Below are 26,270 nucleotides of genomic sequence, written 5' to 3'. Positions count from 1 at the left end.
GCTGAATTTTTCTTTGAAATAGATTGTAAATTTATTACAAATGGTTGGAGGGAATAAAAATGGGATTATTTAAAAGAGCATCAGAAATTGTGGAATCTCAAGTCAATAAGCTATTGGATAAATTAGAAGATCCCAATGCTACTCTCGATCTCTCTTATGAAAAAATGGTTTCTGGCTTGCAACAAGTTAAACGTCATCTGGCAGATGTAGTCACAGAACAAAAAGCGCTCGAAAATCAAATTCGTTCCACTGAAAAAGAAATTGCCGACAGAGAGGAAGAAGCGCGGGCGGCGCTTAAGGTGGGACGCGAGGATTTGGCCAAAAAAGCACTTGAGCTCAAACAGTCTGCTATGGCCAAATTAGCAACTCTCCAAGATTCCCTAACTAAAATCGAAACTCAAGTCAATCGTCTTAAGGAAGCTGAACAAAAGTTTCAAGAACGTATCTCAAATTTCAAAACTGAGAAAGAAGTTACCAAAGCAACTTATACCGCCGCACAGGCTGAAGTTCGTATGGGTGAATCATTGTCAGGCATCAGTAAAGAATTAGGCAACGTGGGGGATACCTTGCGTCGTGCCAACGATAAAACGGAACGTATGGTGGCTCGCGCAGAAGCGATGCAGTCCCTTGCAGATGAAGGGATTTTGGACGATCCATTAGATAACCGAGATGCTGTGCAGAAAGAATTGGATAAAATTCGCAAAGACGCATCTGTTTCTGATGAATTGGAGCGCCTCAAAGCAGAAATGGCCGAAAAGAAATCATAAATTGGCAAGTTGAAAATCCTATTTGTGCAGCACGGGCCCTTTGCATTTCTGACCCAACGAATGGGCTCGTGCTTGCGTCTTGGTAACGCCTAAAGTATAATGTTCGGGCATACAGCAAAAATAATGCGTCCGTAGCTTAGTGGATAGAGCGCTGGCCTCCGGAGCCAGAGGTCGGGGGTTCGAATCCCTCCGGACGCGCCATAAAAATTAGGAACTGTCCTCAAATAGCAGAAATGCCAAAAGGGACAGTTTTTCTTTTGCGTAAAATTCCCGAATATTCACATTACAAAATGAATGCAAGAGTTGATAAAGCGCTTTTCCCGCTTTATCAACTCTTCTTACATAGGATGAAAACTTGTATGAGCTGTGTTAGCTAAGTGAGGAAGGTGAAGACCCGTAAATACCATGCATGCCATGCATGCCACCCATGCTCATATGTGGCATATGGGTGTAAACAGGTGTCATGGTCAAAGAGTCGTAATGCGCTATTGTGACGTGTTTACCTGTTTTGATAACCTCAACGGTCGGACAAAGTAAGAAGAAGAGTACGAAGATGATAAGAAATACAACTGCCCAACGTGTGTAAACTCCAAATGCTCCCATGTCTGTCATTCCTCCTTCGTGAGATAGTTCAGAAGATGCTGGGACAAACGCCGCCGGGCACAGGCAAAAGCGGAGATTCGAAAAAAGATTTATGGGTCATTTACTGGTGATAATAATAAATATACGTTATAATGAATAAAAATTTATCAAAGAGGCTGGATATGTACAGCTCTTTTTGAAGAGATACGCAATGAGGAGGTGGCATGGGTTATGAACCAACCGCGTATTGGCGTTGTTGGAGCAACGGGTTATGCCGGAGTGGAGTTAATACGTATTCTCAGTCGCCACCCTTTGCTGAAAATAACGTACTTAGCAGCTCAAAAGCTAGAACAGTCAGAGACGTATGGTCATAAAATCAGCGCTTTTCGCCAGTTTGGAGAACTGCCTGCTTTGGAACCATTTGATTTAGAACGCTGCCTGGATTTGTGCGATCTCGTTTTTCTTGCCCTACCATCTGGCATATCTGGCCGTTTGGCTTTGCAAATTCATCATGCTGGCAAAAAAGTGATTGATCTCTCAGGCGATCTTCGCTTGCCCAAAGAGGTGTATGAAAGTTGGTATGGACTAGCTTCACCTCTCACGCAAAAAGACACACACGCAGTGTATGGATTATCTGACTGGCAAGCTGAGCAAATTGCTAATCAATCATTGATTTCTAATCCTGGTTGCTACGCTACAGCGGCGCTGCTCTCTCTTTTGCCGCTTTGTCAAACAAAACTTGTGGAAAGTCAGAGCGTATGGGTTGTCGATGCAAAATCAGGATCAACCGGAGCAGGCAAAAGTCCGCAGCCTCATTTATTGCTCAGTGAATTGTCCAATAATTTTTATCCTTACCGTGTGGGGTGCCATCAACATACACCTGAAATTGAACAAAAACTCCAGGAAGAATCCAAACAAGCTGACCTGCAAATTCAATTGACTACACAGTTGCTGCCTATTCCACGAGGAATCCTTGTATCTGCTTATATACCTCTTTGTTCAACGATCAGTTTTACGGATTTATATGAAATTTATCAAAATGCATACCATGATACACCTTTTGTTAGCATACTGCCATGTGGCGAATGGCCGCAAATTCAAAGTGTTTTAGGAGCTAACACTTGTCATATTGCGCTGCATGTTGATAATCGCACCCAAATGCTGCAAATATTTGCTGTGATAGATAACTTACAAAAGGGCGCTGCAGGACAGGCGGTACAAAATATGAATTTAATGTTGGGTTGGCCCATGGAGACAGGGCTTTCACTGATAGGAAGTGCGCCTTGATGGGCAAGGGGATGATTGCTTGAGTGTACTCATTAAAGTTGGCGGTTCGCTGGGCGAACAGGCCGCACCATTAATTCGTCCTTTACAGAATTTACAAAATCAATCTCGTTCATTTGTGATTGTTCATGGTGGTGGTCCCCGTATCAGTGCAGCTTTAGAAGCGGCTGGTATGAAATTGCCTTTCCATAATGGATTGCGTCGTACCCATAGTCAAGCCATGGTCATTGTGGACGCTGTGCTCGGATTTTCAGTTAACAGTGAATGGGTTTCTTTATTACGTGCCAACGGCATTGCGGCAGTTCCTGTGCATGGAGCAAAATCGGGACTTTTCCTCGCCGAATCTTATGAGGGCGATCACACTGCGGATTGGGTGGAAGCCTACGCTGGACCACTTGAAGCAGCCTTTGTGCGTCATGAAATCCCAGTAGTCGCGCCGATTGGTCACAACTCCCGAGGGCAACGCATGAATATCAATGCAGATGCAGCAGCAGCAGCTTTGGCTGGTTCGCTGCAAGTTGAAAAACTTGTTTTTTGCACAAATGTGTCTGGGATCTATCTAAATTTTCCATATGGAGATCGGATAGATTCCATCACAGACAAAAAATTAGAAAAGTTATATCAGCAGGGGATGTTTGAAGGTGGTATGCGGCCCAAAGTGGAGGCTGTATTGAATGCGCTTAGGTATAAGGTAAATGCGGTTTATGTAGTTGATGGGGAAAATGAAGCTGCTATTGAATGGGCTTTTGCCAACCATCCTGAAGAGCCGGTGTCTGGAGCATTGGGCACTCGCATAACCCGATATTTAAATGAATAGTAGAGAGGAAGTGCCGCTCATGTTGTTTCAAAATTATGGCTCGCGCGAACTTACGATAGTGCGAGGACAGGGAGTTTGGTTGTACGACGAACAGGGCAGGGACTACTTGGATATGACTGCTGGCATTGCAGTTACAAGTCTGGGGCATGCTCATCCGCGTCTGGTGGAAGCTATTTCCCATCAAGCAGCCACATTACTGCACTGTTCAAATTTATATCAAATTCCTCAGCAAGAAGAAGTGGCTAAAAAACTGATTGAATTTTCAGGTTTGGATGCTGCGTTTTTCTGCAATTCTGGAGCAGAGGCAAATGAAGCAGCATTAAAATTAGCGCGGCGTTATGCGTCCACTCAACATGCTGAAAAAACGATATTGCTTTCTTTGCCAGGGGCGTTTCATGGCCGTACTTATGGTGCTCTGTCCGTAACGCCAAAGCCAGCGTATCAGGAGGGCTTTGGACCGCTTTTGCCGGATTGTCATACTCCTACTTCATTTGAAGAAGTCCTGTCCTCTGTAAACAGTGATACAGCCGCTTGTATAGTCGAGGTCATTCAAGGTGAAGGTGGTGTTCAACCCGTACCTCATGAATTTCTGCAGGAACTCCAAAAGCGTCTCAAGGCTGTCCATGCACTCCTGATTGTCGATGAGGTGCAGACAGGGATAGGTAGAACCGGTGACTGGTTTGCTTTTAGAAGTGCAGGTCTAGATCCTGATATTGTAACTCTGGCTAAAGGGTTGGGTGGTGGCGTACCGGTTGGCGCTGTTCTTGCCAAGCAAGAAGTGGCCAAAACTTTTACAGCTGGATCGCACGGAACGACATTTGGTGGAAATCCATTAGCTATGTCAGCGGCAAAAACAGTCCTCGAAGAAATAGAAAAAGGAAATCTTTTAGAGCAAGTTAGGCGAGTAGGAGATAAAGTGAGACAATTTTTAGAAGAACATTTTACGCAGGTGAGCGGTCAAGGATTAATGTGGGGGTTTACCATCTCAGAAGATGCCCGGAATTTTGTCAAAAATGCACAAGAAGTAGCTGGTGTATTGATGACAGCTGTTGGAGAAAACCGTATTCGCGTGGTTCCTCCTTTAATCTTAGAAGAGGAAGATGTAGATGAGTTTGCAAAAAGAATCTATACTATCTTATGAATAATTTTGCGTCGTAGAGACGCGTTGTTTCTTCCTTAGGTAATCGCTTTCAATCGCTTGATAAGAGAAAAAGCGCCATTTTACGGCACTTTTTTCTTTTATTAAGCGTTTTCAGCCAATTTTGTTTCTTTAAATTGTTCATAACATGCTGTATAATAAACCATGGCTATCTCGTCGCAGTTATGGAATTTTTTACAATAAATGCAATCTTTCCATACCTTGCGAGGCAATGTTTCTTTTTCTACAATCTGAAAATTCAATTTCTTGAAAAATGTCGTCTGATAAGTTAGTGACAAGACTTGCGGGATTCCTAACTGTTCAGCCTCCGCAGCGAGATGTTCCACAATCATTCGGCCAATGCCTCTACCGTGAGAGGCAGCATCAACCGCCAAGGAACGAATTTCAGCCAAATCTTTCCAAAGAATGTGCAATCCAGCCACACCGAGAATACGGTTGCCTTCAGATACAACTGTAAAAGCATGAAGGTTTTCGTACAAAGACTTTTCAGATCTCGGCAACATTAAACCCTCGTTGGCAAATGTCTGAATGAGATGTTGCATTTGCGGGACGTCGTGAACCGTTGCTTGGCGGATTTCCATGCAATGGCCTCCTTTCAGTGTTGAGAATAGTTATAACATGTTGTAGTATTTATATGCAATATATCGTATATTATTTCATATCCAACCGTGTCAGGCGTCTACAGTAATACAGTAAACAGCGGGATCGTTCAATGTGGTCTATCACTATTTATTGAAATATTTAGAGAAAAGGTGAGAAGAAGTGGAGAAGAATAAAGAATGGATGGGTCAACTGACCCAGAATATTGACCGTGAACACGATGCATGTGGTCTCTTTGCCAGGATTGAGAAAGATGGCAAACAAAGGCGAGAAACAGTGCTTGCTGGTATCCGAGCATTAGCAGCTATGCGTCATCGTGCCGGCTATGTGCGCCAAGAAGGTGATGGATGTGGCTTGCAATTGGACATCCCGCGTGCGCTTTGGCAGAAAAAATTGGCGTTGGCTGGTCAGAATGCTGAAGCAGTGTGGGAAAACGGTTTTTTTGTAGGTCATTTCTATTTGCAACGTGCACAACGCTCGAAAGCGTTGGAAAAAATTCACCTAGCTTTCAAGGAAGCTGGCATCAACATTTTGCTTGAGAGTCATCAAGAGGTGGATGAAACGGCTTTAGGTGAGTCGGCAAGTCGTGAGAATCCAATCTTTTTGCAAATAGCAGGTTATTCAGAAGAGCATTCGTTGCGAGAAAAATTGTTTACGCTCGCTCTACAGTTAGAGGAAGATCGACAAATACATGTGGTTTCACTCGATACGGATACAGTGGTCTATAAAGTAGTCGGTGACGAACAAACTCTTTATCGTTATCATAAAGATTTGCAAGATCATTCTATAGAGAGCAGTGTAGTGCTTGCGCATACTCGTTATTCCACGAATACTGCAACTGCCTTTGCTCGTGTTCAACCTTTTGCAACCTTAGGGCATAATGGGGAAATTAACACTATTAGCCGTTTCTATTCCGAAGCAAAGATGGCGGGATTTTCTCTGTCGGCAGATGCCAGTGATTCCCAAATGGTGGATAGGTTTATGCATGGGTTAATGGCTATGCGCAACTGGAGTTTAATGGAAAGTATGGAGCTTATCTTCCCTCCCATTCTATTTGAAATTAAGCGTATGCCTAAAACGCTGATCAATCTCTACATGTTTTATCGTGCCCTGTGGGGCCCGTTTGCTCAAGGACCGGCTGGAGTTATTTCGCGCTATGGAGATGAATTGGTTGCCTCAGTGGACGCGCTCGGTTTGCGTCCTATGTGGTTAATGGAAACAGAAGACGCTTGGACTTTGGGGTCGGAACAAGGTTTGGTACCTGCGCAAGAGTGGGTTTCTTCTCCCAAACCGCTTTCTCCTGGAGAGAAAATTGCTTTTCTGCTCAAAGAACGCAAGCTTCTAACTTATAAAGAAGTACAGGAAACCGTATACTCTCGAGCCAGTTTGCGTTTTGACTTTCATACGTCGGCTAAAACACTGCGTTTTTCCGGATTATTTGTTCGTGAACACCATGCTTCTCATCCACAACGCGATACTCAGGCGTTTGCTGTTCGTGCAGCTGCCTTAGGTTTTCGTGAAGAAGATTTGAAATTGCTGGAAGCCCATATCCATACAGGTGCCGAACCTATTCGTTCACTGGGTTATGATAGCCCATTGGCTCCTTTTGCCGATGGATTGAAACTGGTCAGTGATTATTTGCAAGAATCGGTAGCTGTTGTGACTAATCCAGCTATCGATCGGGAACGTGAAATTGAACATTTTAGCACAAGAGCGGTATTGGGACGTCGGCCAAGTTTTACGGAACGCGAAGATCATGCAATGCGTATAGAAATACAGGCACCTCTTTTGCTTGAAGAACAGCCAGATGATGTTGATCTCGATAGTGCCTCTCTGCAATCTCTGGCGCATCGATTAGGAACCATGCTTTATGAAGATGCGCTCGATTCTTTGCATACTCGCCCTGAAGCTACAGCGGAGTTGATGCTGGTACGCCAGTCGGATGAGTCTCTAGAAAACTTTTTGCAGCGCTTGGGGCAAGATGCGAAGCGGGCAGTGGAACAGGGAGCCGTTTGTCTTGTGTTGGACGATCGGTTGCAATTTCGACGGGGCGAGTTTGTCGATCCGCTGCTTGCCTTATCTGCAGTTCAGCGTGTTCTATGGGAGAATCATGCCGATGATGGAGAAATGTTGCGTCGGCATACGAGCATTCTTCTGCGTAGCGGAGCGCTTCGCAATTTGCATGATGTTGTTTGTGCTCTTGGACTTGGTGCAGATGCGGTTGTTCCATATATGATGTGGGAATATGCAGCTCGCAAAGGTTCATTACCCGCTTTGGAAAATCTCTATAAGGCACTATGCAAAGGCTTAGAAAAAGTTCTCTCAACTCTAGGCATTCATGAATTGAGGGGCTATGAGCGTTTGTTTGGTGGAATCGGACTTTCGGAAGAAATAGCTGAATGGCTTGGGGTACCTAATTTTTGTGGTGGTAAAAGCATAGGATTGACCTTTGATGTGCTTGAAGAAGATTCCCAGAAGCGCAGGCAACTTTATCAAGTAGCATCGGAGAAACTATTGCCCCGCCAAAAGAATTTTCAACTTTATCCACGTATATGGAAAAGCGCGGGCCAAGTGGCTGAAGGACAAACCAGCTATCAGCAATTTTTCAGCAAATTGGATGCGTTTGAGAAAGAAAATCCACTTTCCTTGCGTCATGTGATGGATTTTCGGACTACAGAGACAAAGATAGATAAAAAGGATGTAGATACCGCGATCGACATTCATGACTATCCAATTTTGATTTCTTCTATGTCCTTTGGTTCGCAAAGTGAAGTGGCGTACAGGGCTTATATTGAAGCGGCAAAGCGCCTAAACATTGTTTGTGTCAATGGTGAAGGTGGTGAAATTAAAGATTTACTGCACCGCTATCCCCATCATCGCGGTCGTCAAATCGCCTCTGGCCGTTTTGGTGTCAATGCTGAACTTTGTAATGATGCCTATATGCTGGAAATTAAAATAGGTCAAGGTGCAAAACCTGGCGAAGGCGGACATTTGCCTGGTTCCAAAGTGACGGAACAGGTGGCGAAAGCTCGTAATGCAACTATGGGGACGGATCTTATCTCACCCTCAAATAACCATGATATTTATTCTATTGAAGACTTGGCGCAGGTGATTTTTGAATTAAAGCAAGTGAATCCACATGCAAAAGTGGGTGTAAAAGTTCCTGTTGTTCCTAATATTGGTACAATAGCTGTGGGTATTGTAAAAGCTGGAGCAGATATTGTAACGCTTTCCGGATTTGATGGTGGAACTGGTGCTGCTCGTGCCCATGCTATTCGTCACGTTGGATTGCCAATGGAAATTGGAATCAAGGCAGCACATGATGCGCTTGTAGCGGCAGGATTGCGTGAAGTAGCCGAAATCTGGGCGGATGGAGGCATCAAATCTGGTGCCGATGTTATGAAAGCCGTTTTGCTTGGAGCTAATCGAGTTGGCTTTGGTACTATGGCAATGGTAGCTATTGGTTGTACTTCTTGCCGTGCGTGCCATAAAGATACTTGTCACGTGGGTATTGCCACTCAAATGCAGGATATGGAGGAAGCTCGAGAAAAGGGTCTAACCGCATTTCAACCTCGTGATTTTGAGCAAGCTGTAGATCAACTGGTTCGTTTCTTTGGGGCTATCGGTGAGCATGTTGCAGAATTAACTGCTGCGCTTGGTGTCACTCGGACACAGGATTTAGTGGGACGACGTGATTTATTGAAACAAATTTCCCATCAGCAAACGGTTCATCTTGCAGATTGGTTGAAAGTGGATGAAAAAACCAGAGGAGTAGGCAGTCAGATCATCTATCGTGAATCGGTATCGCTTGATGAAGAGAATCTATTAGCGGTCGAGGCAACGGGAACGGATAGTGTAACAGCGCATTCAAGTTATAACGGGACGGAAATAACGGCACCATCGTCTGATAACGTTCGAGTTCCGCGTCTTGTCAGAGCGCTCGGTACAGAGCAAAGTGGTCAGGCGGTACGTTCACGGATAGTTGCCAATGAACATGTGGAGTGGCATGAAGTAGCCGGTAGTGGATTTGCCGCATACAGTACAGCGGGAATGGTGCATACAGCGTGGGGTGGAGCACAAGACGGTGTAGGTAAAGGCGCTTTTGGCGGGCGTGTCCTGATTCTCAAACAGCGTGCTAAAAACGGACGTTGGCTGGGTGGCAGCGTAGGTAAGAGTTTGGCCTACGGGGCACAAAGTGGTTTGTTTATCATTCAAGGTAACGCAGACGCTCGCGCAGGTATTCGCTTGTCAGGTGCAGACGTGATTATTGCTGGTGAACCTGAGGGACCGGTGGATAACGGTGCGTTTCTGGCAGCTAACGCCAATATTAAAGGTTTTGCTTTTGAATATATGACCAACGGACGTGCTCTGGTTCTTGGCGATCCCGGTTCTTGGATTTGCGCAGGTATGACAGGCGGAACGGTTTATTTGCGCTGGAACCCAAGTTGGGGATTGACGGAGCAAACATTGCGCATGCGTTTGGCAAAAGGCGCAAAAGTCTCTTTACGTTACTTGGATGCGGATGGAAATCATGATGTGCGCGAATTGCTGGGACAATATATGAAGGTATTGCGCTTGAGTGGCCAATGGGAAGAGGCGGCCAAGATTCAAAAATTGGCGAATCAGCCAAGTGATCATTTTATGATGGTCAAACCGGGCCAAGATATTACCGATCAAGATATTGCGACCGAATAAGAAATGAACAAAAGATGATGGGCAGTTATTGTTTCGAGCCAAACTCTTTTACTAAAGAGAGGCTCTTTTTTTTTATTTTGATAGAGAAATTGACGAAATGCATATAAGAGAACGAATCAAAGGAAATGTAAAAAAAAAAAACGGCTATTCATCGGTATGAATTTTATCTTGATAAATATACATATTGGTGTATAATAATTCAGTGACGATGGATCGCTTCAAGAGTGATTCCCCATGCAAAATTGTTTGATCAGCATGGTGAGAAGGAGTGCTAATCATGAGCATCAGAAAATGGCAGCCTGTAGAATCTATCCAATCTTCAGTAGTGGCGCTTGGTAAGGGGTATCTGTCTGTGCGTTTACAAACCGCGTTGTTTGAAGCGCACCGCAGTTTACGAGGCCGCCATCTGCTCGATTTTTCCGATATAACCAGTGAGGAATTAAAACGTTTGCTACAGTTGGCTCATGTGTTGAAAGAAGCTCAAAAGAGTGGTTTTACTCACCATCTTCTGCAAGGAAAAACACTAGCCATGATATTTGACAAAGCGTCGACTCGCACGCGAGTTTCATTTGAGGTCGGTATGTCACAACTTGGAGGGTCAGCGCTCTTCCTCTCGAGTGAACAGACACAACTATCCCGTGGGGAACCTTTGCCAGACACAGCCCGTGTACTTTCACGTTATGTGGATGGCATCATGGTACGCACATTTGCCCATGCTTCTTTACAGGAATTAGCTTCTTACGCTACGGTGCCCGTCATTAACGGATTGACGGATGAACATCATCCCTGTCAGTTACTTGCAGATGTTTTGACGCTAGAAGAGCATTTTGGATCACTTGCTGGACTAACGGTCGCTTATGTAGGTGATGGTAATAATTTGGCTCATTCGTGGCTGCAAATAGCGCCGAAGCTTGGTATTCATATTAGAGTGGCAACGCCTCCTGGTTATAGCCCTCTACAATCGGTGGTTGACGAAGCCAAGATGCATGCTGTTATGCAAAGATCCCAAGTTTTAGTAACTACCGATGCTGAACGAGCTGTCACAGGAGCAGATGTGATTTACACAGATGTCTGGACCAGCATGGGGGATGAAGAGGAATACGAAGAGCGTTTGCAGGTATTTGCCCCTTATCAGGTCAATGCTAATCTCGTATCCAAAGCGAATCCCAATTATCTGTTTTTACATTGTCTACCTGCACATCGTGGTGAAGAGGTAAGCGCAGAAATTATAGATGGTCCGCATTCTAAAGTGTTTGATCAGGCAGAAAATCGTCTTCACGCTCAAAAAGCAGTTTTGGCCGCTTTGATGGCTGATGCAGGTTCATTTGGGGAGGAATTGAAATGAGTGAAAAAGTAGTATTAGCCTACTCCGGGGGATTAGATACATCGGTTGCTATTGCCTGGTTGAAAGAGAAATATGGCTACGATGTGGTTGCCATGTGCGTCGACGTAGGTGAAGGAGAAAATTTAGAAGCTGTGCAGCAAAAAGCTTTACAAGTCGGGGCGATCAAATCGTATCGCATCGATGGTGTCAAATTGTTTGCCGAGCAGTTCATTTTGCCAGCGCTCAAAGCAGGCGCACTCTACGAAGGTAAATATCCTTTAGCTTCAGCTCTTTCGCGACCACTGATTTCTCAACTTCTAGTGGATGTGGCTGCTAAAGAAGGAGCTGTTGCTGTGGCTCATGGTTGCACGGGAAAAGGGAATGACCAGGTGCGTTTTGAAGTTTCTATTCAAGCACTCAATCCGCAACTAAAAGTTATCGCGCCTGTTCGTGAATGGGGATTTACGCGTGACGAAGAAATTCAGTTTGCTGCTGAACGAAATATTCCATTGCCGATTACCAAAGAAAATCCATTCTCGATTGATGCTAACCTGTGGGGACGGGCTATTGAGTGTGGCGTGCTGGAAGATCCTTGGGCAGAAGCGCCTGAAGATGCTTTTGCTTGGACCATACATCCCGTAAATGCCCCAGAACATCCTGTGGAATTGACCATTGGTTTCGTCGCTGGTTGTCCTGTTTCCTTAAATGGTGAAGAGATGCCTTTAGCTACACTGATTTCAAAGCTCAATCAAATAGCAGGGCAAGCTGGTGTGGGACGTATTGACTGTGTGGAAAATCGACTTGTAGGGATCAAGTCGCGTGAGGTTTATGAAGCGCCAGCAGCTGTGACATTAATTCAAGCTCACAAAGAATTGGAAGCTTTAACGCTGCCTCGTGAAGTGGCCGAATATAAAGCTCAGGTAGAACTCCAATATCACAAATTAATTTACAATGGACTTTGGTTTTCTCCGCTGAAATCAGCTCTTGATGCTTTTGTGACAGAAACTCAACGTTACGTGACTGGTGAAGTGCGAGTTGTGTTATACAAAGGTCACTTGCAAGTAACTGGCAGAAAATCACCCTATTCACTCTATTCGCATCAATTGGCCACCTATTCAGAAGGAGATATGTTCCATCATCAGGATGCGGTAGGATTTATTCAATTGTGGGGCATGCCCACGAAAGTTCAAGCCAGCATTCAAGGCAGTCAAGTTCCAGGTGTTAGTGCGGATGACATTATCGAACATATACAAGTCGCTTCAGATGAGAGTGCTTCACCAACTTTAACAGGTGAAGTCGAGGGGGAGACGGTACAGTTATGAAACTTTGGGGAGGCAGATTCACAGAAGCAACCCATCATTTAGTAGAAACTTACACAGCTAGTATTTCATTCGATAAGAGGCTGGCCGTCGCTGATGTGACGGGCAGCCTCGCCCATGTTCAGATGCTGGCCAGTGTTGGTGTTCTGACAAACTCAGAAGCAGAAACCATTCAATCCGGGTTGCAGGAGATTGTCGAAGAAATCAAAACAGACAATTTTCCTTATCGAATTGAAGATGAAGACATTCATATGAATATTGAACGAAGATTGACGGAAAAAATAGGTCCTTTAGCTGGAAAACTGCATACAGCGCGCAGTCGCAATGATCAAGTAGCTCTTGATATGCATCTGTACATGCGTGAGGTGCTTCAAACCATTCTTAATGAACTTCACCTACTTATGCAGGCGCTTGTAACTACAGCAGAAGAGTACCTCGATGTGATTTTTCCCGGTTATACGCATTTGCAGAGAGCTCAGCCAGTTCTTTTCGCTCATCACTTGTTAGCGTATTTCTGGATGTTTCAACGCGATGCGCATCGTTTTCGCGATGCTCTGAAACGTACGGATTGTTTACCGCTTGGTACAGGAGCTCTGGCTGGTACTACGTTTCCTGTCAATCGCCAGCAAGTAGCAGAGATTCTTGGTTTTTCAACGGTTTATCCTAATTCTATGGATGCTGTGTCCGATCGCGATTATCTTTTGGAATTTCTTTCTCATGCAAGCATTTGTATGATGCATTTATCTCGTCTTGCTGAAGAAATGATTCTTTGGACCAGTGAGGAATTTGGTTATATTGAATTGGCCGATCGCTATTGCACAGGTTCGAGTATGATGCCCCAGAAAAAGAATCCAGACGTTCCAGAATTAGTGCGTGGTAAAACTGGGCGGGTTTATGGCCATTTGATAGGATTACTCACCGTGCTCAAAGGACTGCCACTGGCCTATAACAAGGACTTACAGGAAGACAAGGAAGGTATATTTGATACGATAGATACATTAATTCCTGCTTTGCAACTTTTTACAGGAATAATTTCAACACTTTCAGTGCGTCGAGATCGACTTCAAAAAGCACTGTCCAGAGATTTTTCTGCCGCTACCGATGTTGCCGACGAACTGGTGCGCATGGGAATTCCCTTCCGCCAAGCTCATGCATTGGTTGGAAAATGGGTGCAGCGTGCTTTAGAACAGGGATTGACATTAGCTACATTGCCACTTGAAGAATATCAGAAAGATTGTCCTGAATTGGATGATCGCGTTTTTGAGTGGTTGGACATACGGCGCGTGGTAGAAGCAAGAACTTCCTACGGTGGAACAGCTACTGTTGCCGTCAAACAGCAGTTATTAGAAGCTAAAGCGACGCTTCAATCGTTCTTATAAGGGAAACACTCTTCACGTTGCTGTATAAAATTTTAGAATGCTGTATATTGAATAAAAAACAGAGATGGGTGTGAGAGAAGTTGCAGACGGCCCCATGTATTGTCCAGAAGTTTGGCGGTACATCTGTCGGTAATCCAGAGCGTATCCGCCATGTCGCACGTCGAGTTATGGAAGAGATAGACAAAGGGAATCGCGTTGTTGTGGTTGTCTCAGCTATGGGACACAGCACGGATGAATTGATAGAATTGGCCAAGACAATTTCTTCTCGACCGCATGGTAGAGAAATGGACGCGCTTCTTGCCACTGGTGAGCAAGTATCCGCCGCTCTCTTGGCCATGGCGCTTATTGAACTGGGTCAGCCAGCTTGTTCTTTGACAGGATGGCAAGTTGGAATCGAGACGAATCACATTTATGGATCTGCGCGTATGTTGCGAATTCGCACTGACCGTTTGCAAATGTTGCTGGATGCAGGCAAGGTTCCAGTAGTTTGTGGATTTCAAGGGGTAGTGGATGGCAACATCACCACGCTGGGCAGAGGAGGTTCAGACACAACAGCGGTGGCTTTAGCAGCAGCTCTGAAAGCTAAACGTTGTGATATTTATACAGATGTGACGGGAGTTTTTACCACAGATCCTCGCGTAGTGCCGCAAGCTCAAAAATTAAGTCAGGTATCTTATGATGAAATGCTGGAGTTAGCTGGCCTTGGTGCTCAGGTTTTGCATCCGCGTGCTGTAGAAACGGCCAAGGCGTTTGGCGTACCTCTAACTGTGCGTTCAACGTTTCAACATGAAGAAGGGACGATGGTTGTGGAGACCGTGGAGATGGTAGAAAGACAAAAGTCTGTGACGGGGATCGCTTTTGAACGAGAAGTGGCGCGTCTTGCTCTGATTGGTGTGCCCTTGCAAAAACATGGACTAGCTGTTGTTTTTGGCAAGCTTGCAGACATTGGTGTCAATGTTGACGTGATCGTTCAAAGTGTAGTTCAAGAAGAAACTGTAGACGTTTCATTTACAGTATCTGAGTCTGATGCTTTGCGTTCTCTTGATGCTTTAAAAAGTTTACAGTCGGAACTGCAATTTTCGGATATTCAAATGGAAACAGGGCTCGGTAAAGTTTCCATCGTAGGCGCGGGAATGATTACTCATCCAGGCGTTGCGGCAGAAATGTTTTCTTGTTTGGCAGAATCCGGGATACCCGTTAGTATGGTATCTACTTCTGAGATGAAAATTTCCTGTATGATTCGTGGTCAACAAGTGGACACTGCAGTTACTGCCCTGCATCGTCAATTTTTAGAGGAATCTCCAACCGTAAATACTCATGTGGAGTTTGCATAAAACGCTCTTTTTTGCGATCCGATTTTATGAGTGATGAAAATTTTGGCGAATCATGTTGGAATCTCCTCTATGAAGGCATTACAATAAAATAGTGAAGTTCTTTTTGTAAGAGTCTGTAGATGATTTAGCCAATAGGAAATTGCTGCATGGAGGTGTTCGCATGACCGAGAAAACGGCAATCACTTTATCTATTGATGGTCAACAAGTTTCAGTAGATGCTGGTGAGCCCCTGCTTCACGCCATTCTTTCATCAGGTTTAGAATTGCCCCACATTTGTTACCATGAAGCGCTTGGTCCTATCCAAACATGCGATACGTGTATCGTTGAAGTGGACGGGCAACTGGTGCGCGCTTGCTCGACCTTGGCAACTGAAGGCATGAACGTCAGAACCAAAGCGGTTGCTGCCAGGTTTGCGCGTAAAGAAGCAATGGATCGTATTTTGCACAATCATGAATTATATTGCACTGTTTGCGACAACAACAATAAAAATTGTGTTGTCCACAATACCACGATGGAAATGGGTATTGATCATCAAGGCATTCCTTTTGAGCCAAAACCATACGAAAAAGATATGTCGAATCCGTTTTATCGCTACGATCCAAATCAATGTATTCTTTGCGGCCGTTGTGTGGAAGCGTGTCAGAACCTGCAGGTCAGTGAAGTGCTTTCCATTGACTGGTCACGAGAAAATCCACGTGTGATATGGGATAATGATGTACCTATTAACGAATCTTCTTGTGTGAGTTGTGGGCATTGTGTGACCGTTTGCCCCTGTAACGCACTCATGGAAAAAAACATGTTAGGTGAAGCGGGTTATTTAACAGGCATTGACGATGATACGCTAGGCCGCATGATTGATCTCACGAAGGCAGTTGAGCCGGGCTATTCGGCAATTTTTGCTATTTCCGAAATCGAAGCGACTCTTCGTGAGGAACGCATTAAGAAAACAAAGACGGTCTGTACTTACTGTGGAGTTGGTTGTTCTTTTGAAATTTGGACCAAAGGCCGCAAAGTATTGAAAGTAGAACCGCAAATGGAAGCGCCAGCCAACCAAATTTCCACTTGTGTCAAAGGTAAATTTGGCTGGGATTTTGTCAACTCTAAAGAGCGTCTTACCAAACCGCTGATTCGCCACGGCAATGAATTCCGGGAAGCTACATGGGAAGAAGCGTTAGAGTTTGCTGCAAAACGTCTCCGTGAAATCAAAGAGGCACATGGTCCTGACAGCATTGGCTATATATCTTCTTCAAAGTGCACGAATGAAGAAAATTATCTAATGCAGAAGTTTGCTCGTGCTGTTATGGGAACGAATAATATTGACAATTGTTCCCGTTACTGTCAAGCACCTGCTACCGAAGGACTTCGTAGAACCATGGGGCTTGGTGGGGATACCGGATCGATCAAAGATTTAGCTAGTGCGGATCTGGTGATTATAGTTGGTGCCAATCCTGCAGAATCTCATCCTGTACTCTCTACGCGTTTGCGTCGTGCTAAGAAGAAATATGGACAAAAGCTAATTGTTGCTGATTTGCGAAAGAATGATATGGCCAATCGGGCAGACCTTTTCTTGCACCCTCGCCCGGGCACGGATTTTGTTTGGTTGCAGGCGGTCACTAAATATTTGCTCGATCACAATTATGCTGACGCAGCATTTTTAGCCGAAAAAGTTACCGGACTGGAAGAGTACAAGCGTTCTTTGGAAGCCTATACCCTGGAATTTGCTGTTGAACAGACAGGGCTGAGTAAAGAAGAATTAATTCGCACGGCTGAGATGATTCGTGACGCAAAAAGCGTCTGTATTGCTTGGGCAATGGGAGTCACACAACATCTGGGTGGTAGTGACACTTCAACTGCAATCTGTAACTTATTGCTTGTGACCGGGAATGCGGGCCGTCCTGGAACAGGTGCTTATCCGTTGCGCGGACATAATAACGTACAAGGTGCAGGAGACTTTGGCTGCGCTCCTGCGTTTATGCCTGGTTATGAGCCGTCCAACAGCGAAGCAGTGTTGCAGAAGTATGAAAAAGCCTGGGGTGTTAAACTTCCACGCAGCAAAGGGTTAGATAACCATCAGATGGTTGAAGCGATTCATGATGGGCAACTCAAAGCTATGTATCTATTTGGTGAAGATATGGCACTGGTGGATTCCAATGCCAATTATGTACACGAAGCGTTTGAAAAGCTGGAACTCTTTATTGTTCAGGATATATTTTTTAGCAAAACCTGTCAGTATGCAGATGTTATATTTCCAGCCAGTCCTAGTTTAGAAAAAGAAGGAACTTTCACCAACACAGAACGTCGAATTCAGCGCCTCTATCAAGCATTAGAACCTCTTGGAGAGTCAAAACCAGATTGGATCATTATTCAAGAATTGGCTAACCGTTTAGGTGCTAACTGGAACTACACGCATCCACAGGAAATTTTTGAGGAAGCTGTAGCTTTGACCGATTTGATGAAAGGTGCCAACTACGAAAGGTTAGAAGGGTTCAAGAGTTTGCAATGGCCCGTTGCAGAAGATGGCACGGATTCACCAGTCCTTTACTTGGATGGTTTTCAAAAACCAGGCGGCAAAGCACAGCTTTATCCGGTGGAATGGCAGCGGCCTATGGTAGAAAATGAAGAGTTCGATCTCCATTTAAACAATGGGCGCTTGTTGGAGCATTTCCATGAGGGTAATATGACGTATCGTGTGCCGGGAATTGAAGAAAAGGTACCTACTACTTTTGTGGAAATTTCTCCAGAATTAGCGGCAGAACGAGGTATTCAGACGGGAACTTTGGTTCGACTGATTTCTCCTTATGGAAAAGTCAAAGTACGAGCAGTAGTAACAGATAGGGTAAAAGGTAAAGAATTGTATCTCCCTATGAATACACCAAAAGCCGAAGAAGCGGTCAATTACCTTACCAGCAGCTATCACGATACGATTACCCATACTCCAGCTTACAAGGAAACCAGTGTACGTATGGAAATCATCGAAAAAGATGGCGATTCTCCTATCAAACGTGGCAATTTCCGTTTGGGACATCCAAATCCTCAACCAGGTGTCAATGTGGAACAAAAATGGCAGCGTAAAGATTATCATGACTTACTTAAAGTGGGTAAATGAAGGGGGCTGCGGGGTTGAATAAACCCCGCTCGTTCTTTAAGGTCTTTTACTCTATATATTTTTGGTAATTAGCTAAGACTAAGTAAAAATCCGTGTTGAGTTAAGGATGTATTCGGGTAGTTTTTCATGTACACTAGATACGGCTGAACTGCGGCAGGCTTTTTGAGCTTGCCGTCGGTTGATTTTTAGTGGAGGGGTGCTCACATATGGCACAAGCTACAACCGCAATTGTCCGGCAAGATAATGAGTCTGAACAAAAGGAAAAAATGTTGCAAGAGTTGCAACAGGTACTGGCTGAAAATGCTGATGGTCTAAAAAGCGGAGCAGAATTGTTACAAGAGCTGCATGAGAAAGGGCTGCTCGATTTTCTCGTAGCACTGATTAAACAAGGTAATGATGTGGTTCGAATTCTGGTTGAATTGGTGACTCGTGAGCAGTATATGAAAGGAATTCAAAAAGTTATGTCGGCTGTTGAAGGCTTTTCAGAACTGGATGGAGACAGTCTTACAGCAGCCATGAAATCATTACTGAAATTACTTCAAGAGCTTTCGGATAAAGGATTGCTTGATTTTTTGGTTGGTTTACTGGAACAAGGACAAAACATTGCTAAAGTTCTGGTGGATTTTGCTGCCCAAACAGCGCAGTCAAAATCTTTACAGTCCATCATCTCGCTTGCTTCTGAAGTTTCCAATCTTGATGGAGAAGCTCTGGGACGTACACTCAAAGGAGTCACTGCTGGGCTTTCAAAAATGGCTGAATCTGAACCCAATGGACGGCCTATGGGTATTTTCGAATTGCTTCGTATGATGAAAGATCCAGATGTAAGTGCAGCGCTACAAAGTGGATTTGCCTTTTTGAAGGGAATGGGGCAGGCTTTGCGGAAAACGGATGGTCAATAACCATGCTGGATAAAGTAGCACAACGAGGCGAGGGAAGGCAACGCCGTGCTCCTTTGCAAGCCAAAACAGTTATTCAACGTTATCATGAAGGACAGTGGACGGTTATTGAAGATTCGGTAGCTAACGAATTTGTTCTAACGATTGAAGTGGACCGTCAGGAATTTGCTACTGTCGTCTGTACGCCAGATTGCCTGGAGGATTTTGTTATAGGCTTTCTGGCGTCAGAGGGTGTGATACGTCAAGCTTCAGATGTGGATAATCTGGAAGTGAGCCTCTATCGTGGGATGGCTTGGGTACATTTGAAAGAGAAATTTCAGATGCGTCCAGAAGTTTATCGGAAACGCTACATTACTTCCTGTTGTGGGAAAAGCAGACAATCATTTTATTTTTTTAATGATGCCCAGACGGCTCATAAAATTGAAGATTCAACACGTTTAAGTGCGGGCGATATTTTGAATGTCATGGCTAAAATGGACGAGGAATCTTTTTTGTTTAAGCAAACTGGCGGTGTGCATATGGCCTTTCTAGAAATTCCAGGTCAGTGTTTCATCGCGCGTTCAGATATTGGTCGTCACAACGCTCTTGATAAAGTCTTTGGATATCTTTTACGTTGTGGATTGTCTACAATTGGTGCCAGAATGGCATTCAGTGGACGTATTTCATCAGAAGTATTATTGAAAGTATCAAAAATGGGTGTTGGCGTTGTCATATCTCACAGTGCGCCAACCCAATTGGCATTAGATTTAGCGCGTGATTTGAATATTACCGTCATAGGATTTGTCAGAAATTCATCATTTAATGTCTATACACATGATTGGAGGGTGCAGATGTCTTGACGCTGCGCCATTTCTTGTCTATATTCTGAATTAAATATCAATACAGATAGGCAATCGAAAAGTATATTGTAACCTTCGCATAACTGGCGGAAGTGGGATTACCACAAGGGAGTGCGAAAGGATGTATGCCGGCCGCCTGGGCGCCTCTTGTTCAAGAGTCTGTTCAGGTGGCCTTTGCTTTACCCTTCAGCAGATAACCTAAAGAGAGTGGAGAGTGGACCCATGAAAGTTCTCGTTACAGACGGCATTTCTGAGCTTGGAGTAGAAAAATTGCAGTCTTTCCCTAATATAGAAGTCATAGTCCGTCCGGAATTGACTCCAGATGAATTGCTTGAAGAAATTGCAGATGTAGACGCCTTGCTGTTACGTTCTCAATCTAAAATTACAGAAAAAGTCCTGCAAGCTGCAGTTCAATTAAAAGTGATTGGAAGAGCTGGTGTTGGAGTCGATAATATTGACGTCACAGCCGCTACTCGTCGAGGAATCGTTGTGTTGAATGCCCCTGATGGCAATACCATTTCTGCTGCCGAACATACTTTTGCCATGTTGATTTCCCTTTCTCGCCATATTCCCCAAGCTGATGCTTCTATTCGCAGCGGCCGCTGGGACAGAAAAAAATTTATTGGCGTTGAATTGGCTGGAAAAACGCTTGCTGTTCTTGGCATGGGACGTATTGGTTCAGAAGTTGCCAAACGAGCCCTTGCTTTTCAAATGCGAGTCATAGGATACGATCCGTTTCTTACCCAGGAAAGGGCCAAAGTGTTGGGAGTGGAAGCGAAACCGCTCGAAGAGGCCATTGCAGAGGCGGATTTTATTACCGTTCATACGCCACTTACGAAAGAAACTCATCATTTGTTAAACGATGCGGCTTTTTATCGAATGAAGCGAGGAGTTCGTATTGTGAATTGTGCACGAGGCGGAATTATTGATGAACAAGCGTTATTGCGAGCTATAGAAGAAGGTATTGTAGCCGGAGCCGCCCTCGATGTATTTGAAAGAGAGCCTCTGGATGCGCATCATCCTTTGTTATCGCGATCGGACGTAGTCTTGACACCTCATCTTGGAGCCTCGACAGTAGAAGCTCAAGTTAATGTGGCCATTGATGTTGCAGAAGAGGTTGGACGTGTGTTGTCAGGGTTGCCTTTTCGAAATGCTGTCAATTTACCTTCATTGACAGCGGAGCAAAACAGAGAACTGTCACCTTATCTCGAATTGGCAGAAAAGATTGGTCTCTTTGCCACACAGTTGGTTCCTGAAGCGCCTCAATCTATTGAAATAACGTACAGTGGTGGACTTGCTCAATTAGATGTGTCATTTCTAACACGAACTCTCCTAAAAGGTCTTTTGGCTTACCATTACCAAGATGAAGTAAATTATGTCAACGCTCCAATAGTTGCTGAACAATTGCACATTCAAGTTCGTGATGTCCGTGAACCGAAGAGTAAGGTGTTCCAAAACCTCATCTCGCTGCATCTGTATTTTTCGGGTGCTCAAATCAAAGTCGCGGGAACTTTATATAACGGTTTTGGGCCTCGTATTGTCGAAGTGGATGGTTACGCAGTAGATGCGCCAGTAGAAGGCAATATGGTGTTTACGCGTCATGTTGATCAACCGGGTATGATTGGAAAAATGGGTACTCTATTGGGCGACGTTGGCATTAATATTGCCGGTATGCAAGTTGGCCGACGTGAGAGTGGTGGAGAAGCTATCATGATTCTTAGTGTAGACAAAATTGTTCCAGATTCTGTGATCCAACAGATCGGTTCTGTCAGTGGTGTTCGGGTAGCGCGTGCTATTCAACTTTGAGGGGGAATGCAGAATGAAAAGAGTGGATAATTTTGGAGCTGGCCCTGGCGCGCTGCCTACAGCAGTCCTCGAAAAAGCGAGAGACGAACTATTATCATATCAAAATAAAGGTATCTCCGTTCTAGAGATGTCTCATCGCAGTGAGATGTTTGATGAAATTCATCTTTCTGCCAAAAACCGATTACGTCGACTCATGAATATTCCAGAGGAGTATGAAATCCTCTTTTTACAAGGTGGCGCTAGCTTACAGTTTAGTATGATTCCCATGAACTTTTTGCAGAAAGGTCAAACGGCTGCATATGTTTTGACAGGAAGTTGGTCTGAGAAAGCATTGGCAGAGGCAAAAAAACTAGGAGAGACACGTATTGCGGCGAGTAGCAAGGAGGATGGCTATCGCAGTATTCCTGCAATGAACGCGATATACAGTGAAAGCAATGATGCCTATTTGCACATCACGACAAATAATACGATTTATGGAACGCAATGGCATGTGCTTCCTAGTCATTTGGACAGTCCTCTCGTTGCTGACGTGTCCAGCGATATACTGTCTCGTCCGCTGGACGTTCAATCTTTTTCTCTTTTATATGCAGGTGCTCAAAAGAATCTTGGCCCCTCTGGTTTAACAGTAGTGATTGTCAAAAAGTCTTGGGCTGAGCAAGCGAGCAAGACAGTTCCTACCATGCTCTCTTATCAAACTCATCTTCAACATGACTCTCGTTACAACACTCCACCGACTTTTGCTGTTTACTTGTTAAATCTTGTCTTGGAGTGGACGGAAGCACAAGGTGGAGTACCAGCGATGATGGAGAAAAGTCTGAGAAAATCTGGTTATCTTTATCGAGTGATTGACGAGTTTCCAGATGTATATGAAGGTCATGCTTGTCAGGAAGCACGTTCACGAATGAATGTAACTTTTCGACTGGTCAATCCGGAGAGGACGAAACAATTCCTGACTGTAGCCAACGATTATTCATTTATTGGTTTGTCTGGGCATCGTTCGGTTGGCGGTATTCGTGCCTCACTTTACAATGCAGTTTCAGAAGAATCTGCAGCTCGATTGGCAGAATTTATGCGGGATTTTGCCCAAAGTGAAAAGTAAAGGAGGCAAAATGGTGTACCGTACCCTATTGTTTGATGTGGATGGTGTCATGCTGAGTGAAGAAAGATATTTTGACGCCACAGCTTTAACAGTCATTGAACTTTGGAACCGCTCTTGTTATCTGGGGCTTTCAGCACAGCCGTTGGATTCCATTCAGGATAATCCTACAGAAACCTACATTCGAAATGCTCGGCAGTACGTTTTTGCGGACGATCGTGCTCTATTCGCTATGAAAAGCAAGGGCATTAATGCCAATTGGGATATGGTATATTTACTATTTGCTTTTGCATTAGGTCGTTTGTTGGATGAGACAGCAACTGTGACAATCTCTAAATATCAACCGTCAGAGGATATGGCAGAATATTTATGCCGGGTGGGTCATGTTTTGCAAAGTCGGGAGGGTCATCGTAATCTTCCTGATTTTCAAAAATTTGTATGTCTAGCAGAATCGGCTTCAGATAAAGCTGATTTAATGAACAAAGTCAATGAAAAACTTCGTCGTTTAGTGTCTGCGAATGAAGAAAAAATATTTTTCCAAAAACTATGGGAACTGGGCTGCCAAGTTTTTCAAACTTGGTATTTGGGACAGCAGTCAGACAGCCCACTTTCTCATGAGAAACGAGGTTTTCTTCATGATGAGGAGGCCATTGTAGATATAGAGCGTTTCCGAGCGCTTCTCATTCATTTACAGTCGTCTGGTATCGCACTCGGAATAGCTACAGGTCGTCCCGATGTAGAAACAAGAGTGCCACTTAGTCATCTGGGACTTCTTTCCTTGTTTGATAAAAAGAGAATTTCGACCGCGTCAGATGTTTTGCATACAGAGCGGCAATATCCTGAATTTGCCCCTTTATCAAAACCCCATCCTTTCAGTTATTTGCGAAGTTTACTTGCCACAGAAGATGTTGAACAAGTACTTCATACATCACTGCCGCTATCTGATCATATTGCCCGACAGGTTCTGATTGTGGGTGATTCAGTAGCAGATGCAATATGCGCACAAAAAATAGGCTGTGATTTTGCCGCTGTTCTTACAGGACCTTCTGGAGAAGCGGCTCGTGCTGAATTTGAGGCTCTTGGGGCTAACTATATTTTTAAAGATGTTCTTGAGTTATTCAGTTTATTCGCAAAGTAGCAGCATTGCTCTTGTATGAACTTCGATGGATAGAATTTTAAAGTAAACCAATAAATCATTAATTTTTTACCAATAAACAATCATTAGAAATTTCTTGTATCGCTCTGTATCCGGCTAATCCCATAGTCAAATCGAGATCGGCCAAAAGGTGGCGTACCACAGCGCGTACGCCTTCTTCGCCGCTTACAGCTAGTCCATAAATATAAGGTCGGCCAAGTAGCACTGCGCTCGCACCCAAAGCAATAGCCTTTAGGATATCCGAGCCGCGACGAATTCCACTATCCAATAATACTGGGACACGATGATTGACAGCAGCAAGTACTGGGGGCAAGGCGTCAAGGGTAGCTATGGTGCCATCTACCTGCCTTCCTCCATGATTAGAGACAATAATGCCATTGGCTCCGTTTTGAATTGCAAGCTCTGCGTCATCAGGATGTAGAATCCCTTTTAAGAGGATAGGCAATCGAGTAGATTCCCTGATAAGTTTTAAGCGTTCAAAGGTGAGAGTGGCGTCCCCAAACAACCTGGTCCAAAGGGCTATGGCCGACGGCATATCTTCTTTGGGAGGCTTCTTTAAGTGGCTGAGAAAAATCGGATCGGCCAAATAGTTAGCAATTCCTTTTCCGTGTAAAAATGGTAAATGAGCGTGTTGTAAATCTTTTTCTCTCCAAGCCATCATGGGAGTATCCAACGTGATAACAATGGCGCTATAGCCGGACTTTTCGGCACGAGAGATAAAACTTTTGACTAACTCCTCGTCTTTACTCCAATATAACTGAAACCATCGAACGCTATTACCCATGACATTTGCAATTTCTTCTAGAGTATAAGAAGATGCTGTGCTTGCTATATATGGGATATGTAAAGAAGCTGCAGCCCTTGCGGATGCTAACTCTCCTTCATCATGCACAATAGATTGCACGCCTATGGGAGCCAAAAGTAGGGGGGCAGGAAGATTATTTTGAAAGAGATTGATTTGCAGAGAGCGCTGTTCTACGTTTCGCCACATTCTTGGTATGATTGACCACTTTGTAAAAGCATCTCGATTTTTTTGCATGGTTTCACCGCAACCCGCTCCTCCATGTACATAATCAAAAGCAAGTGGGCTCAGTTTAGATTGCGCTTTCTTTTCCCATTCTTCAATAGATATGAGATGGGGGTAGGGAATATCCGTAAGACTGGTTTGATAGATAGAAAACTGCACTTGATTACCGATGTTATCCAATTGAATAACACTCCCTGCCGGTTGGTCTTGTCTTTCATTATTCTGTATGTTTTATTCTAAAGGTATTTGCAGATTTTGCGATAGTATTTTGAATGTTTCCGTTCATCTTTGTGAATATCGATCTCTTGATGAAAGAAGGACAGAAAATTTTGTAAAAACATCTCTAAAAATAAGTGTATCTTGGAGGTTGCAAACCACGTATTCTCATGGTAATATACCACTTGTCTGTTTGAAGCATTTATTCAATAGCTTCGAGACTTACGGAGAGATGTCCGAGTTGGTCGAAGGAGCACGATTGGAAATCGTGTAGGCGGTTTAAACCCGTCTCGAGGGTTCGAATCCCTCTCTCTCCGCCATTTGGCGGCGTAGCTCAGTTGGTTAGAGCACACGGTTCATACCCGTGGTGTCGGGGGTTCGAATCCCTCCGCCGCTACCAGTGAAGTCTGCCACCTTGGCTCAGGGGTAGAGCGGCTCACTCGTAATGAGCAGGTCGTCGGTTCGAATCCGACAGGTGGCTCCAAACAAAGCCCGGAATAGTAAGGGTTTCGGATAGGTCGCTCAGAGATGGGTGGCCTTTTTTTGTGTGATTGTGTGCCAAATGAAAATGTACGCCAAGGGTAGCCTGCGTTAGCTTTGTCGATGTCTTTTTGTATGAAATGAAAACGTCAGGATCCGCCGCCTAATAAAGGGTAATAGGCGGCCAAACCGTTATTTGTGACAACTTCAATCCAGCCTACTTTTTCTGGGTCGACCGGCGTCAGGTCGATGGGTCCGCTATCCAAGTTTGAAACTGCTGAGGTCGAGCCATTCATGTTTACATGACTAGGAATGGATGATGATGCTCAGGGTCATTCAGAAATTCCTGCAATTCATTCCAGGCAATGGTTTGAACAGCGTCCCACTC

The 26,270-nt window shown here is 44.4% G+C and carries 18 protein-coding genes, 4 tRNA genes and 1 riboswitch; of the genes, 19 read left to right on the top strand and 3 right to left on the bottom strand.

The features are described 5' to 3' along the window. Positions 1–59 precede the first annotated feature (59 nt). Positions 60–767, top strand: a complete 708-nt coding sequence (locus tag BUA75_RS04530) for a PspA/IM30 family protein (protein ID WP_072873403.1) — start codon at positions 60–62, stop codon at positions 765–767. Positions 768–892: 125 nt separating this feature from the next. Continuing rightward, positions 893–968 (top strand) — tRNA-Arg (locus BUA75_RS04525). Between the two features lie 168 nt (positions 969–1,136). On the opposite strand, the gene BUA75_RS04520 is transcribed toward BUA75_RS04525, so the two are convergent. After that, positions 1,137–1,370 carry a hypothetical protein gene (locus tag BUA75_RS04520; RefSeq protein WP_129583518.1) on the bottom strand — a complete coding sequence of 78 codons (234 nt, stop codon included), beginning with the start codon at positions 1,368–1,370 and terminating at the stop codon, positions 1,137–1,139. Between the two features lie 210 nt (positions 1,371–1,580). On the opposite strand from BUA75_RS04520, the gene argC reads away from it, so the two are divergent. Genes argC through BUA75_RS04505 form a run of 3 tightly spaced genes read left to right on the top strand, consistent with a single transcriptional unit; the run spans position 1,581 to position 4,591 of the window. Continuing rightward, positions 1,581–2,636, top strand: coding sequence for an N-acetyl-gamma-glutamyl-phosphate reductase (gene argC, locus BUA75_RS04515; protein ID WP_072873401.1), 1,056 nt, complete (start codon positions 1,581–1,583; stop codon positions 2,634–2,636). 19 nt (positions 2,637–2,655) lie between these two features. Further along, positions 2,656–3,450, top strand: coding sequence for an acetylglutamate kinase (gene argB, locus BUA75_RS04510; protein ID WP_072873400.1), 795 nt, complete (start codon positions 2,656–2,658; stop codon positions 3,448–3,450). Positions 3,451–3,469: 19 nt separating this feature from the next. Then, the gene (locus BUA75_RS04505) at positions 3,470–4,591 is read left to right on the top strand and encodes an aspartate aminotransferase family protein (protein WP_238413488.1); all 1,122 of its coding nucleotides are present in this window, start codon (positions 3,470–3,472) and stop codon (positions 4,589–4,591) included. Positions 4,592–4,692: 101 nt separating this feature from the next. On the opposite strand, the gene BUA75_RS04500 is transcribed toward BUA75_RS04505, so the two are convergent. Next, positions 4,693–5,190 (bottom strand): N-acetyltransferase, encoded by a 498-nt coding sequence (locus BUA75_RS04500; protein ID WP_072873398.1) that lies wholly within the window; start codon positions 5,188–5,190, stop codon positions 4,693–4,695. A 202-nt stretch (positions 5,191–5,392) separates the two neighbouring features. On the opposite strand from BUA75_RS04500, the gene BUA75_RS04495 reads away from it, so the two are divergent. The 11 genes from BUA75_RS04495 (at position 5,393) to BUA75_RS04445 (ending at position 24,141) form a co-directional block, all read left to right on the top strand. Then, positions 5,393–9,904: a glutamate synthase-related protein gene (locus BUA75_RS04495; RefSeq protein WP_072873474.1), complete on the top strand. Its 4,512-nt coding sequence runs from the start codon at positions 5,393–5,395 to the stop codon at positions 9,902–9,904. A gap of 277 nt (positions 9,905–10,181) precedes the next feature. Continuing rightward, entirely contained in the window at positions 10,182–11,249 is a 1,068-nt protein-coding gene (argF, locus tag BUA75_RS04490; protein ID WP_072873397.1) for an ornithine carbamoyltransferase, read from the top strand. After that, on the top strand, positions 11,246–12,550 hold the full coding sequence (locus tag BUA75_RS04485; protein ID WP_072873396.1) for an argininosuccinate synthase: 1,305 nt from the start codon (positions 11,246–11,248) through the stop codon (positions 12,548–12,550). The genes argF and BUA75_RS04485 overlap by 4 nt, the downstream gene beginning before the upstream one ends. Beyond that, positions 12,547–13,926, top strand: coding sequence for an argininosuccinate lyase (gene argH / locus BUA75_RS04480; protein WP_072873395.1), 1,380 nt, complete (start codon positions 12,547–12,549; stop codon positions 13,924–13,926). The genes BUA75_RS04485 and argH overlap by 4 nt, the downstream gene beginning before the upstream one ends. 80 nt (positions 13,927–14,006) lie before the next feature. Beyond that, the gene (locus tag BUA75_RS04475; protein ID WP_238413487.1) at positions 14,007–15,260 is read left to right on the top strand and encodes an aspartate kinase; all 1,254 of its coding nucleotides are present in this window, start codon (positions 14,007–14,009) and stop codon (positions 15,258–15,260) included. A gap of 160 nt (positions 15,261–15,420) precedes the next feature. After that, positions 15,421–18,366: a formate dehydrogenase subunit alpha gene (gene fdhF, locus BUA75_RS04470; protein ID WP_072873394.1), complete on the top strand. Its 2,946-nt coding sequence runs from the start codon at positions 15,421–15,423 to the stop codon at positions 18,364–18,366. 206 nt (positions 18,367–18,572) lie between these two features. Further along, entirely contained in the window at positions 18,573–19,265 is a 693-nt protein-coding gene (locus BUA75_RS04465) for a helical membrane plugin domain-containing protein (protein WP_072873393.1), read from the top strand. Between the two features lie 2 nt (positions 19,266–19,267). Next, entirely contained in the window at positions 19,268–20,101 is an 834-nt protein-coding gene (gene fdhD, locus BUA75_RS04460; RefSeq protein ID WP_072873392.1) for a formate dehydrogenase accessory sulfurtransferase FdhD, read from the top strand. A 69-nt stretch (positions 20,102–20,170) separates the two neighbouring features. Then, positions 20,171–20,250: riboswitch (ZMP/ZTP riboswitch) on the top strand. Positions 20,251–20,323: 73 nt separating this feature from the next. Then, complete coding sequence (gene serA, locus BUA75_RS04455; RefSeq protein WP_072873391.1) at positions 20,324–21,907, top strand: phosphoglycerate dehydrogenase; 1,584 nt, start codon at positions 20,324–20,326, stop codon at positions 21,905–21,907. Positions 21,908–21,920: 13 nt separating this feature from the next. Beyond that, positions 21,921–23,006, top strand: coding sequence for a 3-phosphoserine/phosphohydroxythreonine transaminase (serC, locus tag BUA75_RS04450; RefSeq protein ID WP_072873390.1), 1,086 nt, complete (start codon positions 21,921–21,923; stop codon positions 23,004–23,006). A 13-nt stretch (positions 23,007–23,019) separates the two neighbouring features. Then, positions 23,020–24,141 carry an HAD family hydrolase gene (locus BUA75_RS04445; RefSeq protein WP_072873389.1) on the top strand — a complete coding sequence of 374 codons (1,122 nt, stop codon included), beginning with the start codon at positions 23,020–23,022 and terminating at the stop codon, positions 24,139–24,141. A gap of 58 nt (positions 24,142–24,199) precedes the next feature. Here the strand turns inward: BUA75_RS04445 and BUA75_RS04440 are convergent, their stop codons facing one another. Beyond that, positions 24,200–25,366 (bottom strand): alpha-hydroxy-acid oxidizing protein, encoded by a 1,167-nt coding sequence (locus tag BUA75_RS04440; RefSeq protein WP_072873388.1) that lies wholly within the window; start codon positions 25,364–25,366, stop codon positions 24,200–24,202. Between the two features lie 262 nt (positions 25,367–25,628). Here BUA75_RS04440 and BUA75_RS04435 point away from each other — a divergent pair. The 3 genes from BUA75_RS04435 (at position 25,629) to BUA75_RS04425 (ending at position 25,886) form a co-directional block, all read left to right on the top strand. Continuing rightward, positions 25,629–25,722 (top strand) — tRNA-Ser (locus tag BUA75_RS04435). 3 nt (positions 25,723–25,725) lie between these two features. Next, a tRNA-Met gene (locus tag BUA75_RS04430) sits at positions 25,726–25,802 on the top strand. 9 nt (positions 25,803–25,811) lie between these two features. Next, positions 25,812–25,886, top strand: a tRNA-Thr gene (locus BUA75_RS04425). The last annotated feature ends 384 nt before the right edge of the window (positions 25,887–26,270 follow it).

The organism is Alicyclobacillus tolerans, from assembly GCF_900142255.1.
GTDB lineage: Bacteria > Bacillota > Bacilli > Alicyclobacillales > Alicyclobacillaceae > Alicyclobacillus_I > Alicyclobacillus_I tolerans.
Note: the sequence above shows the minus strand (reverse complement) of the source record. Positions and strands in the feature narration are given on the sequence as shown.